The 14,421-nt window shown below is 68.9% G+C and carries 14 protein-coding genes, 1 tRNA gene and 1 pseudogene; 10 read left to right on the top strand and 6 right to left on the bottom strand.

Annotated elements, in window-relative coordinates:
* The 3 genes and pseudogenes from GE300_RS10545 to GE300_RS10535 all read right to left on the bottom strand — a co-directional run.
* A pseudogene (locus tag GE300_RS10545) lies at positions 1 to 120 on the bottom strand (IS6 family transposase); the annotation flags it as partial.
* 22 nt (positions 121 to 142) lie between these two features.
* Positions 143 to 1,254, bottom strand: a protein-coding gene (locus GE300_RS10540; protein WP_154446518.1) for an IS3 family transposase whose coding sequence is annotated in 2 segments (ribosomal slippage) — positions 143 to 999 and positions 999 to 1,254 — 1,113 coding nt in all. Because the reading frame shifts where the segments join, the coding sequence is not laid out codon by codon here.
* 497 nt (positions 1,255 to 1,751) lie between these two features.
* A tRNA-Ser gene (locus GE300_RS10535) sits at positions 1,752 to 1,841 on the bottom strand.
* Between the two features lie 358 nt (positions 1,842 to 2,199).
* On the opposite strand from GE300_RS10535, the gene GE300_RS10530 reads away from it, so the two are divergent.
* From GE300_RS10530 to GE300_RS10505, 6 genes are all read left to right on the top strand, one after another.
* On the top strand, positions 2,200 to 2,955 hold the full coding sequence (locus tag GE300_RS10530) for a 50S ribosomal protein L21 (protein ID WP_154446517.1): 756 nt from the start codon (positions 2,200 to 2,202) through the stop codon (positions 2,953 to 2,955).
* A gap of 25 nt (positions 2,956 to 2,980) precedes the next feature.
* A complete protein-coding gene (gene rpmA, locus GE300_RS10525; RefSeq protein ID WP_154446516.1) occupies positions 2,981 to 3,250 on the top strand; it encodes a 50S ribosomal protein L27 in 270 nt (89 codons plus the stop codon).
* Between the two features lie 128 nt (positions 3,251 to 3,378).
* Positions 3,379 to 3,966: a GNAT family N-acetyltransferase gene (locus GE300_RS10520; protein WP_154446515.1), complete on the top strand. Its 588-nt coding sequence runs from the start codon at positions 3,379 to 3,381 to the stop codon at positions 3,964 to 3,966.
* 22 nt (positions 3,967 to 3,988) lie between these two features.
* Positions 3,989 to 5,023, top strand: a complete 1,035-nt coding sequence (gene obgE, locus GE300_RS10515; protein ID WP_154446514.1) for a GTPase ObgE — start codon at positions 3,989 to 3,991, stop codon at positions 5,021 to 5,023.
* Positions 5,011 to 6,150, top strand: a complete 1,140-nt coding sequence (gene proB, locus GE300_RS10510) for a glutamate 5-kinase (RefSeq protein WP_154446513.1) — start codon at positions 5,011 to 5,013, stop codon at positions 6,148 to 6,150. Before obgE ends, proB begins: the two co-directional genes overlap by 13 nt.
* Positions 6,151 to 6,168: 18 nt before the next feature.
* Entirely contained in the window at positions 6,169 to 7,428 is a 1,260-nt protein-coding gene (locus GE300_RS10505) for a glutamate-5-semialdehyde dehydrogenase (protein ID WP_154446512.1), read from the top strand.
* 158 nt (positions 7,429 to 7,586) lie between these two features.
* On the opposite strand, the gene GE300_RS10500 is transcribed toward GE300_RS10505, so the two are convergent.
* Positions 7,587 to 8,021 (bottom strand): GNAT family N-acetyltransferase, encoded by a 435-nt coding sequence (locus tag GE300_RS10500; RefSeq protein WP_154446511.1) that lies wholly within the window; start codon positions 8,019 to 8,021, stop codon positions 7,587 to 7,589.
* Positions 8,022 to 8,070: 49 nt separating this feature from the next.
* A complete protein-coding gene (locus tag GE300_RS10495) occupies positions 8,071 to 8,640 on the bottom strand; it encodes a YcbK family protein (protein WP_154446510.1) in 570 nt (189 codons plus the stop codon).
* A gap of 441 nt (positions 8,641 to 9,081) precedes the next feature.
* On the opposite strand from GE300_RS10495, the gene GE300_RS10490 reads away from it, so the two are divergent.
* From GE300_RS10490 to GE300_RS10475, 4 genes are all read left to right on the top strand, one after another.
* A complete protein-coding gene (locus GE300_RS10490; RefSeq protein ID WP_154446509.1) occupies positions 9,082 to 10,722 on the top strand; it encodes a L,D-transpeptidase family protein in 1,641 nt (546 codons plus the stop codon).
* Between the two features lie 79 nt (positions 10,723 to 10,801).
* Positions 10,802 to 11,893 carry a UDP-3-O-(3-hydroxymyristoyl)glucosamine N-acyltransferase gene (gene lpxD / locus GE300_RS10485; RefSeq protein ID WP_154446508.1) on the top strand — a complete coding sequence of 364 codons (1,092 nt, stop codon included), beginning with the start codon at positions 10,802 to 10,804 and terminating at the stop codon, positions 11,891 to 11,893.
* 28 nt (positions 11,894 to 11,921) lie between these two features.
* On the top strand, positions 11,922 to 12,197 hold the full coding sequence (locus tag GE300_RS10480; RefSeq protein ID WP_154446507.1) for an acyl carrier protein: 276 nt from the start codon (positions 11,922 to 11,924) through the stop codon (positions 12,195 to 12,197).
* On the top strand, positions 12,194 to 13,402 hold the full coding sequence (locus GE300_RS10475) for a beta-ketoacyl-[acyl-carrier-protein] synthase family protein (protein ID WP_325063191.1): 1,209 nt from the start codon (positions 12,194 to 12,196) through the stop codon (positions 13,400 to 13,402). Before GE300_RS10480 ends, GE300_RS10475 begins: the two co-directional genes overlap by 4 nt.
* A gap of 28 nt (positions 13,403 to 13,430) precedes the next feature.
* On the opposite strand, the gene GE300_RS10470 is transcribed toward GE300_RS10475, so the two are convergent.
* The gene (locus GE300_RS10470) at positions 13,431 to 14,141 is read right to left on the bottom strand and encodes an invasion associated locus B family protein (protein WP_154446506.1); all 711 of its coding nucleotides are present in this window, start codon (positions 14,139 to 14,141) and stop codon (positions 13,431 to 13,433) included.
* Positions 14,142 to 14,421 lie beyond the last annotated feature (280 nt).

Here is a 14,421-nt window from a genome sequence, read left to right as displayed (position 1 = left end):
CACGGGACCGAAGCGGTGCCACCAGTACCGGACCGCCGCGTGGCTCACGTCGATCCCGCGCTCGTGCAGCAGGTCCTCGATATTCCAGCGCGAGAGCGGGAACCGGACGTAGAGCATGACCTGCTCCCCTTTGAGTCCGCGTCTATAGGTGAGCTCTGTTCAGGGTTTGATCCTCTTCTGACCGTTGGTGATACTCCCGCGGGGTGAGCCCGTCGAGGCTCGAGTGCGGGCGGTTATGGTTGTAGTCGTCGCGCCATGCCGCAATCAGATGGCGGGCATGGCGCAGGGTCGGGAACAGGTGCTCGTTCAGGCACTCATCCCGCAGGCGACCGTTGAAGCTCTCCACGAAGCCGTTCTGCATTGGTTTGCCCGGCGCGATGTAATGCCATTCCACCTGGCGATCCTCCTGCCACTTGAGCATCGCGTTACTGGTCAGTTCCGTGCCGTTGTCGGAGACCACCATGCAGGGGAAGCCGCGCATTTCGGCGATGCGATCCAGCTCTCGGGCGACCCGGATGCCCGAGAGCGACGTATCCACGACCGTCGCTAGGCATTCCCGGCTGAAGTCGTCGATCACGCAGAAGATGCGGAACCGGCGGCCGTCAGCCAGCGCGTCCGACACGAAGTCGAGCGACCACCGCTGGTTTGGCCCCTGCGGGATCGCCATCGGCGCCCTGGTCCCGACCGCGCGCTTGCGTCCGCCCCGTTTGCGGACGGTTAACCCTTCCTCCCGGTAGAGCCGATAGAGCTTCTTCCAGTTCACGTCCCAGCCTTCCCGTTTGAGCAGGATGTGCAGCCGCCGATAGCCGAACCGACGCCGCTCCGAGGCCAGCTCTTTCATCCTGGCCCGCAGTTCCGTGTCCGCCGGGCGCTTTGATGCACGCCGGTAGACGCGCGGATCGATCCCGGCCAGCGCACAGGCCCGCCGCTGCGTGTAGCTCTTCTCTTTCATGGCCCAGTCCACCGCATTCCTCCTCGAACCGGGCCTCAGAAGTTTTTTCCGAGCATCTCTTTCAGTGTCGCCACATCCATCATCTGCTCGGCCAGCATCTTCTTCAGCTTCACGTTCTCAGTCTCCAGCGCCTTAAGCCGCTTCGCATCGGCGACCTCCATGCCGCCGTACTTGCGTCGCCAGTTGTAAAATGTCGCGTCGCTGATCCCGTGCTTGCGGCACAGATCGGGCGCGCTCATGCCCGCCTGGTGCTCCTTCAGGATGCCAATGATCTGCGCTTCGCTGAAACGGCTTATCTTCATCTTCTGTCTCCTCAGTTGGAGAACAGGCTAACCTAAAATCGAGGACTTTTCAGGGGAGCAGGTCAGACAGTCCCCAGAGTGCTTCGATCGCCTCCTCGATATCTTGACGCTTGCCGTTCTCTCCGTCCAACAGTCACACTCCATTCCACTTGTCATGGGCAGAGCATATCCGCGGGAAGATGTGCGCACAATCAATCGGGACGGCAGTCCAGTTCTGCCGGTAGGGCCAGGCCAAGTTGGATTTCAGTACCATTTCACGAACGCCTCTGGCGTCGAAGTGTTGAGCTGACACTTTCGATAAGTCTAAATTTTTCAGATGGTTAAAAGGAATTCACCAAATGGGCGCAGTCATGAGGTCCGGAGAATATGGGCCCTGAGAGACCACTTCCGGGCCTCCTTGCGACGATGCCAGTGCTCAGCCCCGCCCGCATAACCCTCGAAAACAACGAGAAAATCCGGCCGCAGCCGGATCGAGAGAACGCTTTCGCGAGGGCAAGTGGCGGAGAGACAGGGATTCGAACCCTGGGTGGGGTCGCCCCCACAACGGTTTTCGAGACCGCCCCGTTCGACCACTCCGGCACCTCTCCGCATCCAGGCTGGCTGGTCTGTGGGCGGCTGTTTATTTATGCCGGCGGACGGGTGCAAGGGGAAAGTGCGGGGCAGGGCGCGCGGCGTGTCCGCCGGGCCCGGCGGCGGCGACGGGGCGGGCGCGCGCGGCTTGGGATTAGCGCCTGGATTAGCGCCGGGATTTGCGCCGGGATTTGCGGTTGACTCGCGCGCCGCACGGCACCATAACGCGGCTTCCCATTCCCCGGCCTCGCGCCGGGGTCAATCCTTGTGCGGGCAGGACACCGCACACGCTGTCCGAGGCGCGGGGCGCGCGACGCTCCGCCGAAACACCGCAGCAGGTGGCCGCAGGGCGCGGAAGACGAAGGAAGACGACGCATGTTTGCGGTGCTCAGGACTGGTGGCAAGCAGTACAAGGTTGCCAAGGACGACAAGGTCTCGATCGAGAAGCTGAACGCGCAGCCCGGCGAGACCGTGCAGTTCAACGACATTCTGATGCTGGGCGGCGACAAGGTCACCGTCGGCGCGCCGTTCATCACCGGCGCCGCCGTGCAGGCCGAGGTGGTGGACCAGTTCCGCGGGCCGAAGACGATCTCCTACAAGAAGCGCCGCCGCAAGGCCTCGTCGCAGCGCCGCAAGGGCCACCGGCAGTCGCTGACGCTGATCCGCGTCACCGACATCCTGGCCTCGGGCGGCGACAAGACCGGCGTGCGCGCCGCCGACGCCGCCGCCGAGACGGTGAGCGAGGCGCCCGCCAAGGCCGCCAAGCCGGCCGCGAAGAAGGCCGCCCCGAAGCCCAGCGCGAAGCCGGCCGCGAAGGCCGAGGCGAAAGCCGCCCCGAAGGCCGCCGGGAAGGCCGGGAAGGCCGACGCACCGGCCGCGGACGCCGGCAGCAAGCCGGCGAACCTGCTGGCCGAAGCCAGGGGCAAGGCCGACGATCTGAAGAAGATCGGCGGCGTCGGCCCGAAGCTGGAGAAGACGCTGAACGAGGCAGGCGTGTTCCACTTCTGGCAGATCGCCGAATGGGGCCCCGAGGAAGTCGCCCACATGGACGAGCTGCTGTCGTTCAAGGGCCGCATCGAACGTGACGACTGGATCGGCCAGGCGAAGACCTTCGCCGCCGAGACCGAGTAACGCGACGAGTTAAGGAGACCGACAGATGGCACACAAGAAAGCAGGCGGTTCGTCCCGCAACGGTCGCGACAGCGCCGGCCGTCGCCTTGGCGTGAAGAAATACGGCGGCGAGGCCGTCATTCCCGGCAACATCATCGTTCGCCAGCGCGGCACCAGGTGGTACCCGGGACAGAACGTCGGCATGGGCCGCGACCACACCATCTTCGCCACCGCCGAGGGCAAGGTGACGTTCCGCAAGGGCCTCAAGGGCCGCACCTTCATTTCGGTGCTGCCAGCCGCCGAAGCGGCCGAGTAGACCGTCGCCGAAACGCGAATGCGAAGGCCCGGTCGAACCATCGGCCGGGCCTTCTTGACTCGCAGACGGGCCCGGCGAGTTGCCGACGCCGGCAGGCCCGGCGATCAATCACCTGGAGCCCATGCGCCATGACCGATTTCAAGCGCTCGACCTGGACCGGCCACGCCGACGACCGCGGTGCCGTGTCCGCGCAGCCGGTGCTGACCACCGAGCGGCTGGTGCTGCGTCCGCTGCGGCGCGCCGACGCCGGGCTGATCGCGCTCTACACCGGCGACGCGCGGCTGGCGCGCATGACGATGAACATCCCGCACCCGCTGCCGCCCGGCCGCACCGAGGCGTTCATCGAGCGCGTGCTGACCGGCGAGCGCGGCGAGACGGTCTGGGTGATCGAGCACACCGGCTCGGTCGCCGACGGGCTGATCGGCCTGATCAGCCTGAAGGACGACGGCGGCATCGGCTACTGGGTCGGGGCGCCGTTCTGGTCCACCGGCTTCGCCACCGAGGCGGTCGGGCGGATCGTCGCCTGGGCGCGCGGCCAGGACCGCGGCCCGCTGCACGCCGAGGTGTTCCAGGACAACGCCGCCTCGGCCAAGGTGCTGACCAAGACCGGCTTCGCCTACATCGGCCAGGGCCGGCGCTACTGCACCGCGCGCCAGGCCGAGGTCGACACCTGGCGCTACTCGCTGGCACATGAAACCTGGGCGCAGGACGCCTGACACCGCACCGCAGGGGGCCGACATGAAATTTCTGGATCTGGCCAAGGTCTACGTCCGCTCCGGCGCCGGCGGCAACGGCGCGGTCAGCTTCCGCCGCGAGAAGTACATCGAGTACGGCGGCCCCGACGGCGGCGACGGCGGCAACGGCGGCGACGTCTGGGCCGAGGCGGTCGAGGGGCTGAACACGCTGATCGACTACCGATACCAGCAGCACTTCTTCGCCCGCAACGGGCAGGGCGGCATGGGCCGGCAGCGCACCGGCAAGGGCGGCGACGACATCGTGCTGAAAGTGCCTGTCGGCACCGAGATCCTCGACGAGGACCAGGAGACGCTGATCGCCGACCTCGATACCGTCGGCCAGCGCGTGCGCATCGCCCGCGGCGGCAACGGCGGCTTCGGCAACCTGCACTTCAAGACCTCGACCAACCAGGCGCCGCGCAACTCCAACCCCGGCCAGCCCGGCGTCGAGCGCACGCTCTGGCTGCGGCTGAAGCTGATCGCCGACGTCGGCCTGCTGGGCCTGCCCAACGCCGGCAAGTCGACCTTCCTGGCCGCGACCTCGAACGCGCGGCCGAAGATCGCCGACTATCCGTTCACCACGCTGCACCCGAACCTGGGCGTGGTCGGCATCGACAACACCGAGTTCGTCGTCGCCGACATCCCCGGCCTGATCGAGGGCGCGCACGAGGGCCGCGGCATCGGCGACCGCTTCCTCGGCCATGTCGAGCGTTGCGCCGCGCTGCTGCACCTGGTCGACGGCACCTCGGACACCGTGGCCGAGGACTACCGCACCGTGATTGCCGAGCTCGAAGCCTACGGCGGCCACCTTGCCGACAAGCCGCGGATCACCGTGCTGAACAAGATCGACGCGCTCGAGCCCGAGACGCTGGAGGAGCGCGCGGCCGAACTGGAAGCCGCCGCCGGCGGCAGGATCCTCACCATGTCCGGCGTCAGCCGCGACGGCGTGACCGAGGTGCTGCGCGCCCTGCGCCCGATCGTCGACGCCAACCGCAGGCCGGCCCCCGAAGCGCCCGAGGACCAGACATGGAGACCCTGACCGCCGCTGCGCCCGACCCTGCGCGCATGCTGGGGCAGGCGCGGCGCGTGGTCGTCAAGATCGGCTCGGCGCTGCTGGTCGACCAGGCCTCGGGCGCGCTGCGCCGCGACTGGCTGGAAGGGCTGGCCGCCGACGTCGCCATGCTCAAAGGGCAGGGCGCCGAGGTGGTGCTGGTCAGCTCCGGCTCGATCGCGCTGGGCCGGCGGATCCTGCGGCTCGACCCGAGATCCGACCGGCTGGACGAGGCGCAGGCCGCCGCGTCCGTGGGCCAGATCAAGCTGGCGCAATCCTACGCCGACGTGCTCGCCACCCACGGCATCACCGCCGCGCAGGTGCTGGTGACGCTCGAGGACAGCGAGCAGCGCCGCCGCTATCTCAACACCCGCGCCACGCTGCGCACGCTGCTGGACCTGGGCACCGTGCCGATCGTGAACGAGAACGACACCGTGGCCACCGACGAGATCCGCTATGGCGACAACGACCGGCTGGCGGCGCAGATCGCCTCGCTGTCGGGCGCCGATGTGCTGGTGCTGCTGTCGGATGTCGACGGGCTCTACACCGCCAATCCGCGCGACGACGCCGCCGCGCGGCACATCGCGCTGGTGGAAAGCCTGACGCCGCAGATCCGCGCCATGGCCGGCGGCACCGGCAGCGCCGGCGCCAAGGGCGGGATGAAGACCAAGCTGCTGGCCGCCGACATAGCCATGCGGGCCGGCTGCGCGATGGCGATCACGCTGGGCAATGTCGAGCGGCCGCTGTCGGCGCTGGCCGGCGGCGCGCGCGCCAGCTGGTTCCGCGGCGCGTCCGATCCCAAGACCGCGCGCAAGCGCTGGATCTCGGCGATGAAGCCGCGCGGCCGGATCACCATCGACGCCGGTGCGGTGCGGGCGCTGCACGCGGGCAAGTCGCTGCTGCCGATCGGCGTGACCGAGGTCACCGGCCGCTTCGGCCGCGGCGATCCGGTCGAGATCGCCGGCCCCGAGGGCGAGGTTCTCTGCCTCGGCCTGGCCGGCTACGACGTCGCCGACGCGCGCGCGATCCGCGGCTTGCAGTCCGGGCAGATTGCGGAAAAACTGGGCTATCCGGGCCGGGTGGCGCTGATCCACCGCGACGACATGGCAATCTGAGCAACCAGGGGACTTCCGATGGACGGAGCCGAGACCGACATCCACGCGATGATGCAGCAGCTGGGCCAGAACGCCCGCGCCGCCGCGCAGGTGCTGGCCTCGACCCCGCCAGAGGTGAAGGACAAGGCGCTGACCGCCGCCGCCGACGCGGTGCTGGCCGGCAGCGACCGGATCATCGCGGCGAACGCCAGGGATCTGGAGTTCGGCCGCGCCAAGGGCCTGACCGGCGCGATGATGGACCGGCTGACGCTGACCGCCGAGCGGGTGCAGGCGATTGCCGAGGGCCTGCGCACCGTCGCCGCCCAGCCCGACCCGGTGGGCCGGGTGCTGGCGGAATGGGACCGGCCGTCGGGGCTGCACATCCGCCGGGTCTCGACGCCGCTGGGGGTGATCGGCGTGATCTATGAAAGCCGTCCGAACGTGACGGCGGACGCCGGCGGGCTGTGCCTGAAGGCGGGCAATGCCGCGATCCTGCGCGGCGGCTCGGAAAGCCTGCACAGCTCCACCGCGATCCATGAATGCCTGGTCGAGGGCCTGCGCGCCGCCGGCCTGCCCGAGGCGTCGATCCAGCTGGTCCCGACCCGCGACCGCGCCGCCGTGGGCGAGATGCTGACGATGACACAATATATCGACGTGGTGGTGCCGCGCGGCGGCAAGGGCCTTGTCGGGCGCGTGCAGGCCGACGCCCGCGTGCCGGTGTTCGCGCATCTCGAGGGCATCGTGCACATCTATATCGACGTCGATGCCGACCCGGAGAAAGTCAGCCGCGTGGTGCTGAACGCCAAGACCCGCCGCACCGGCATCTGCGGCGCGGCCGAGTGCCTGCTGTTCCACCGCGACTACAAGCAGACCGAAGCGGTGCTGAAGATGCTGCTCGATGCCGGTGTCGAGGTCCGCGCGGGCGAGGGGCTTCAGATCGACGGCACCGTTCCGGCGGCGCAGGACGACTGGGGCCGCGAGTATCTCGACAGCATCATCGCCGCGCGCAAGGTCGAGGACGTGCAGCAGGCGATGGAGCATATCCGCACCTATGGCTCGGGTCACACCGACTGCATCCTGACCGAGAACGACGCCACCGCCGCGCGGTTCTTCGCCGGGCTCGACAGCGCGATCCTGATGCGCAACGCCTCGACCCAGTTCGCCGACGGCGGCGAGTTCGGCATGGGCGCCGAGATCGGCATCGCCACCGGCAAGATCCACGCCCGCGGCCCGGTCGGCGCCGAGCAGCTGACCAGCTTCAAGTACCTGGTCGAGGGTGACGGCACGGTGCGACCATAGCGCCGCCTGCCGACCGGAACCCGCCCGGCGGTGACGCCGGGCGCGGCCCCCGATCCGGCGTCAACGAAGTTTTCAGAGTACGTTTCGCTGTAAGATCAAATGGTTGAGGGGGTTTTCACGGTGAGATCCGCCGTTTTCACGGTGCGAACTCCCCGGCCTCACAGCACCCGGTTGTACATCACCACATGCTGCGCCCGCATTCCCAGCGCCGCGTACAGCGCGTTGCCCTCGGTGTTCTCCGGCTCGGTCGCCAGCCAGATCTCGGCGCAGCCTTCCTGCCGGGCCAGCTGCGTCGCCTTCTCGGCCAGCGCGGTGCCGATCCCCAGCCGCCGGTGGGCGGAGGCCACCCCCAGTTCCTCGATGAACAGGTTCGGCGGCTTTTCCGGGTGCCGGTGGATCACCGCCTTCAGCTGCCCGACCACGGTGCCCCTCAGCACCGCGACCAGCAGGTGCTGGCAGGGATCGTCCAGATAGTCGGAAAGATGCCCGGGTTCGATCGGCGCGTCGAACACCTCGTCCGCCAGATGCTCCAGCAGGGCCATGTTGCGCCGGTCGACCCGCGTCACGCGCAGCGGGATCGGCGCGCCTTTCACGACGAGACGCCCCGCGCAGGGCAGGGCGCCGCCGGGCACATCGCCGGGATCAGCCGCGCCAGGTGCGCACCGGACCGCTATCCATGTGCACGAAGTTCGACCGCCCGTACTTGCCGACGCCGCCCGCGTTGCAGGCCTCGGCGGCCTTGGCCATCTGGTGGATCGAGCGCGACGTCAGCTTCAGGTCCGCCGCCATGCCGCGGATGTGGTACGAATTCTGCGCCACGCCCCGGCTGCGCCGGCTCAGCATCCGGTTGGTCGCCGGGCTGCGATAGCCCGAGACCACCTTGTAGGCCTCGTCGGTGTCCATCAGCCGCAGGGTCGCCGCCAGGATGTCGACGTTGCGGCGGTCGTACTGGATCACCTCGTTCTCGCGCCAGTCGCGCATGAACCAGCTGATCTCGGACAGCGCCTCGGGGATGTACTGGCCTTCGACCCAGTAGATGGTGTCGACCGCCTCGCCGGTGCGGGGGCTGCCCAGCCGGATGCGCCGGACGTCGCCGGCGCCGCGCAGGAAACCGGCGGCGTTGGCGTAGACCGGTGCGGCCGACGCCGCTGTAGCGGCGAAGAGCCCTGCAAGCACATCTCGCCGGTTGATGGGGGATTTTTTGCTGATCATCTGCCTGCGTAGGTTCCGTTTTCGGGTTTGTGTCTTTACGGCCGCCGCCCTTTTCCGGGCCTGTCGACCGATGCTGCTCGTGCCTTTGGTCTGTTCTTCTTGTCGTTGCGACGATGCGCCGGCGTATGACTTTGGTTTACGCGCGCCGGCTCCCGTCCTCTCGTTCGCGTGAGCAGACCATGCCACCGGCCCGCCGCCGCTCCAAGGGCCTGATCGCCGGGGGTCGGGGCAATGCGCGAAAATCCGCCGACATGCGCCGCGCTTTTCGGGAACCGTGTCTGCGGTGCAACAGGGGTGTGGCTGCGGCAAAAGTCACACGGCCGCACGATTTCTGCCGGAATTGGCGGTCATGTTGCTTTATGCGCGGCGGTGCAGACCGTAACTGTTGGGCGACGAACGCGCGCGCGAAGCAACACGCGATCCACGTTTCATGGGGCACGAATGACGCATCGGCTTACCAGTATCCTGACCTCGCTTTCCCTGTTCGTGGCCGTGGGGCACGTGCTTCCGGCGCAGGGCCAGACCCCGGGCACGGGCGCAGAGCCGTCGACCGGCGCGGTCGCCGCGCCGGTGCCGGCCGCGGCGCCGCTGAGCCCGGCCCAGGCGGCGCTGCGCGATGCGCTGGACGCCGCCGGCCCGCAGCTGGCGGCGGTTGTCGGCGTCTACCAGCAGCACGACTTCGCGCCGGTCTGGACCGCGCCGCGGGCCGAGGCGCTGCTGGCCGCGCTGGACCAGGCGGGTCGGCACGGGCTGCCTGCCGGGCGCTATGACGAGGCGCTGCTGCGCGGCGGCGAGCCGGGCACGCCGGCCTACGAGGTCGCCATGACCCGCGCCTTCCTGACCTATGCGCGCGACGTCAATTCCGGCCTGCTGGAGCCGCGCCGCGTCGATTCCGACATCGTCGTGTCGCCGAAGCGCCCCGATCCGTTCGCGCTGCTCGAGGGGCTGGCCACGGCGCCGGACGCCGCCGGCTACCTGGAGGCGCTGGCCCCCTCGCACCCGCACTACGCCGCGCTGCAGGCCGAAAAGGCGCGGCTGGAACAGCTGGTCGCGGCCGACATCTGGGGCGATCCGGTGCCCGCCGGCCCGACCCTGCGCCAGGGCGACAGCGGCCCGCGCGTCGCCGCGCTGCGCAGGCGCCTGGCGGCGATGGAAAGCCTCGAGCTGGGCGAGGCGCCGGTGTTCGACGCACCGCTGGCGATGGTGGTGAAGGCGTTCCAGCGCAGCCGCAGGCTGAGCGACGACGGTGTCGTCGGCCCGACGACGCTGGCGGTGCTGAACGCCCAGCCCGAGGACCGGCTGAAGCAGGTGCTGGTCAACCTGGAGCGCCAGCGCTGGCTGAACTACGACCGCGGCACGCGGTACATCCTGGTCAACCAGGCGGCGTTCACCGCGCAGCTGATCGACCAGGGCGAGGTGACGCTGGATACCCGCGTGGTGATCGGCACGAACGAGCACCGCACGCAGGAATTCAACGACAGCATGACCTACATGGTCGTGAACCCGACCTGGCACGTGCCGCGCTCGATCGCCACCGAGGAGATGCTGCCGAAGCTGCAGCGCAACCCGGGCGCGCTGGGCAGTTCGATGCAGATCATGACCCGCGGCGGCACCCGCATCAATCCGATGCTGGTCGACTTCCGGCGGTTCACCCGGTCGAACTTTCCGTTCGTGATCAAGCAGCGGCCCGGCCCCGGCAATGCGCTGGGCAAGGTCAAGTTCATGTTCCCGAACCAGTTCAGCATCTACCTGCACGACACGCCGGCGAAGCACCTGTTCGGCCGCGACGTGCGCGCCTACAGCCACGGCTGCGTGCGGGTGCAGAAGCCGTTCGAGCTGGCGCATGCGCTGCTGGCGCCGCAGGCTGACGATCCGCAGGGCTATTTCCGGACGCTGCTGGACGGCGGCAAGGAACGTCGCGTCAACCTGGAACAGCCGGTGCCGATCTACCTGACCTACCATTCCGCCTTCGTCGGCGCGGATGGCACGGTCGGGTATGCCAGCGACATCTACGGCCGCGACGCGCGCGTGTTCGAGGCGCTGCAGGCCGAGGGCGTCAACCTGGGTGCGGTTGAAGGCTGACCCTTTTACGACTAATTCTCGGGGGCGGCGCGCGGATGCGGGCCGCCCTTTGCTTTGCCCCGAAATGCAGGATCCTCGCATGTCCCACACCCTGAGAGCGATCGCCGAAGCCCTTGGCGCACAGGCCGACGGGGACCTGGACATCGAGATCTCGGGCGTGGCCGAACCCGCGCACGCCGCCGCCGACCAGCTGGCGCTGGCGATGGAGCCGAAATTCGGCGCCGCGCTGGGCGAGGGCGCGGCGCAGGCGGCGATCCTGTGGGAGGGCGCCGACTGGCGCGGCATGGGCCTGAAGGCGGCGATCTTCGCGCCGCGCTCGCGCTATGTGCTGGCCGGGGTCAGCCGCGTGTTCGACCATCCGCTGCGGCTGGCGGCTGGGGTTCACCCCTCGGCGGTGATCGAGGCGGGGGCGCGGATCGGCCGCGAGGTGTCGATCGGCGCGTTCACCTATGTCGGCCCCGGCGCGGTGATCGGCGACGGCAGCCGGCTGATGAACCATGTCTCGATCGGCGCCGACGTGCGCATCGGCCGCGACGCGCTGATCCACCCGCAGGTGCACATCGGCGCGCGGGTGGTGATCGGCGAGCGGTTCATCGCCCAGCCCGGCGCGATGATCGGCGGCGACGGCTTCAGCTTCGTCAGCCCGTCGCGCGACAACCTGGAAAGCGTGCGCGACAGCGGCCACATCTCCGAGGCCAGCCGCACGCCGGGGTTCGTGCGAATCAACTCGCTGGGCGCGGTGCGGATCGGCGACGACGTCGAGGTCGGCGCCAACGCCGCCATCGACCGCGGCACGGTGGTCGACACCGCGATCGGCGACGGCACCAAGATCGACGATCTGGTCGACATCGGTCACAACGTGCAGATCGGCCGGCACTGCCTGCTGTGCGGCCAGGTCGGCATTGCCGGCAGCACCGAGATCGGCGACCGGGTGGTGCTGGCGGGGCAGGTCGGGGTCGCGGACCACATCTCGATCGGCTCGGACGTGATCGTCGCGGCCGGCTCGGGCGTGGGCTCCAGCATCCCGGCGGGCAGGGTGATGATGGGCTATCCCGCGGTCGAGATGAAGCAGAACATCGCCAACATCCGCGCGATCCGCCGCATCCCGCGGGCGCTGAGCCGGGTCGAGGCGTTGGAGAAACGGGTTTCAAAGCTCGACCCGAGCGAGTAAGGGATGGCGGAAACATTTTGAGGATCGCATGAGCAAGACTGTCGAAGAACAGGTCATCGCCATCATCGCGGAGCAGGCCCTGATGGAACCCCAGGACGTGTCGCCCGAAGCGACGCTGGAGGATCTGGGCATCGACTCGCTGGGGCTGGTGGAGGCCGTGTTCGCGATCGAGGAGACGTTCGACGTCTCGGTGCCGTTCAACGCCAACGAGCCCGCCGAGTCCGAATTCGACATCACCAACGTGCGGTCGATGGTCCGCGCGGTCGAACAGCTGGTCGCGCAGAAGGCCGACACGGGCACGTGAAACGGGTCGTCATTACAGGCCAGGGCGCCGTGTCTTCCCTGGGGATGAGCGCGGACGAGACGCTGGCCGGGATGCGCGAGGGGCGCAACGGCATCGGTGCGCTCGAGTTCCAGGACGCCGAGCGGCTGTCGATCCCGATCGGCGGGCAGATCAAGGGCTATGACCCGGCCGCGCGGTTCAGCCGGCAGCAGATCACCCTCTACGACAAGTTCACCCAGTTCGCGCTGATCGCCGCCGAGGAGGCGATCGCCCAGTCCGGGCTGGAGTTCACCGACAGTCTGGCCGAGCAGGCCGGCGTGGTGCTGGGCACCGCCGGCGGCGGGCTGCAGACCCAGGACGAGAACTACCGCTCGGTCTACGAGGAGGGGAAGAACCGCGTGCATCCGTTCGTGGTGCCGCGGCTGATGAACAACGCCGCCGCCAGCCATGTGTCGATGACCCACAACCTGCAGGGCCCGTCGTTCACCGTCGCCACCGCCTGCGCCTCGTCGAACCACGCCATGGGGCAGGCGTTCCAGCTGATCCGCTCGGGCGCGACCAGGGTGATGCTGACCGGCGGCTCGGAAAGCATGCTCTGCTTCGGCGGCATCAAGGCGTGGGAGGGGCTGCGCGTGCTGTCGCGCGACGGCTGCCGGCCGTTTTCCGCCAACCGCAACGGCATGGTCCAGGGCGAGGGCGCGGGCGTGTTCGTATTCGAGGAGTACGAGCACGCGAAGGCCCGCGGCGCGCAGATCCTGGCCGAGGTGGTCGGTTTCGCCATGACCTCGGACGCGTCGGACATCGTCATGCCGAACAAGCTGGGCGCCTGCCGGGCGATCCGCGGCGCGCTGCGCGACGGCGGCCTGTCGACCGCCGAGGTGGGCTACATCAACGCGCACGGCACCGGCACCACCGCCAACGACCGCACCGAGTGCGCGGCGGTGCGCGATGTCTTCGGGGCGGATGCGGACAAGCTGATGATCTCGTCCACCAAGTCGATGCACGGCCACCTGATCGGCGGCACCGGCGCTGTCGAGATGCTGGCCTGCATCATGGCCGTGCGCGAGGGCGTGGTGGCGCCGACGATCAACTACGAGCAGCCGGACCCGGAATGCGATCTGGACGTGGTGCCGAACGCGGCGCGCGAGGCCGATGTCTCGGTGGCGCTGTCGAACGCGTTCGCCTTCGGCGGGCTGAACGCGGTGCTGGCCGTCCGCCGGATCTGACCGGCGGACGCGGATCGCTTCGGCGGCGTCAGTTGCCGCCGGTCTTCTTGCCCAGCGCCTCGTAGGCGGCGGTGAAGCCGGACAGCGACACCTCCAGGATCACCGGCTGATCCGGCGCCGAAGCCGACAGCAGCCGCATCCGCGCGACCCTTCCGGCCTTCATCGCGTTGACCTCGGCCTGGGTCAGGCCGAAGCGGACGAAGCAGCCCGATCGGGTGCACCAGTTGTACGGGTACTGCCGCGCCTGGCCCTGGTCGACCTGCATCACCAGGCCTTCGTTCAGCAGCGTGCCCAGCGGCGTGATCGCGGTCACGCCGGCGACCGCCTCTTCGCCGGCGGGCAGCTGCACCAGCGTCAGCTCGGACACCGGGTTGCCGCTGCTGTCGCTGGCCAGCTGGTACATGAAGCAGCCGCGGCTTTCGGTGTCGCAGCGCAGTTCCCAGTCGGTGAAGGTCTCGATTTCCAGCGTGTCGGGCAGTTCCGCCGCGGCCGCGCCGGGTCCGGCATCGAGCGCGGCGTCGCCGTCGGCGGGCGCGTCGGCCTCGGCGTCGGTCGCCGCATCTTCCGCGGTGTCCGGTGCAGTGTCCGGTGCGGTGTCCGGTTCCGCGGCGGCGTCCGCGCCGGCTGCCGATCCGGCCGGGGCGCTGTCATCGTGGGCGGCGTCCTGCGCCAGGGCGGGCAGCGCGGTCCAGGCCGCGACCATGGCGGCCGCCAGGATCCGGGTGCTGGTCAAAGTCATCTTGAAGCATCTCCCTTGTGAGCCTTGTCAGGCGGGGTGTCAGCTATTGCAGGTGCTGTCAACGGCCGCGCAGTCGACGGGGCGGTTCCGGTCTCCGGCCGCCTGCGGGGGACGGTTCCGGCGGTAACGACCGGGCCTCACGATGGAAAAAGGCACCCCGAAGGATGCCTTTAACCGCTGCAAGCAGCTTTTCTCCCTGTCGGACCGGCCGACTTATGGTGCGGAGGCTAGGCAAAGCCTTTCTTTGCGTCAACAGGGCTTGTGAAAAATTCGCCCGGCC

The sequence above is a fragment of the Halovulum marinum genome, assembly GCF_009697225.1.
Lineage (GTDB): Bacteria > Pseudomonadota > Alphaproteobacteria > Rhodobacterales > Rhodobacteraceae > Halovulum > Halovulum marinum.
This window is presented reverse-complemented; position numbering and strand designations above follow the sequence as displayed.

Coding starts and splice junctions, on each gene's coding strand:
- GE300_RS10530 (WP_154446517.1), top strand. CDS start 2,200: ATGTTTGCGGTGCTCAGGACTGGTGGCAAGCAGTACAAGGTTGCCAAG.
- rpmA (WP_154446516.1), top strand. CDS start 2,981: ATGGCACACAAGAAAGCAGGCGGTTCGTCCCGCAACGGTCGCGACAGC.
- GE300_RS10520 (WP_154446515.1), top strand. CDS start 3,379: ATGACCGATTTCAAGCGCTCGACCTGGACCGGCCACGCCGACGACCGC.
- obgE (WP_154446514.1), top strand. CDS start 3,989: ATGAAATTTCTGGATCTGGCCAAGGTCTACGTCCGCTCCGGCGCCGGC.
- proB (WP_154446513.1), top strand. CDS start 5,011: ATGGAGACCCTGACCGCCGCTGCGCCCGACCCTGCGCGCATGCTGGGG.
- GE300_RS10505 (WP_154446512.1), top strand. CDS start 6,169: ATGGACGGAGCCGAGACCGACATCCACGCGATGATGCAGCAGCTGGGC.
- GE300_RS10495 (WP_154446510.1), bottom strand. CDS start 8,640: ATGATCAGCAAAAAATCCCCCATCAACCGGCGAGATGTGCTTGCAGGG.
- GE300_RS10490 (WP_154446509.1), top strand. CDS start 9,082: ATGACGCATCGGCTTACCAGTATCCTGACCTCGCTTTCCCTGTTCGTG.
- lpxD (WP_154446508.1), top strand. CDS start 10,802: ATGTCCCACACCCTGAGAGCGATCGCCGAAGCCCTTGGCGCACAGGCC.
- GE300_RS10480 (WP_154446507.1), top strand. CDS start 11,922: ATGAGCAAGACTGTCGAAGAACAGGTCATCGCCATCATCGCGGAGCAG.
- GE300_RS10470 (WP_154446506.1), bottom strand. CDS start 14,141: ATGACTTTGACCAGCACCCGGATCCTGGCGGCCGCCATGGTCGCGGCC.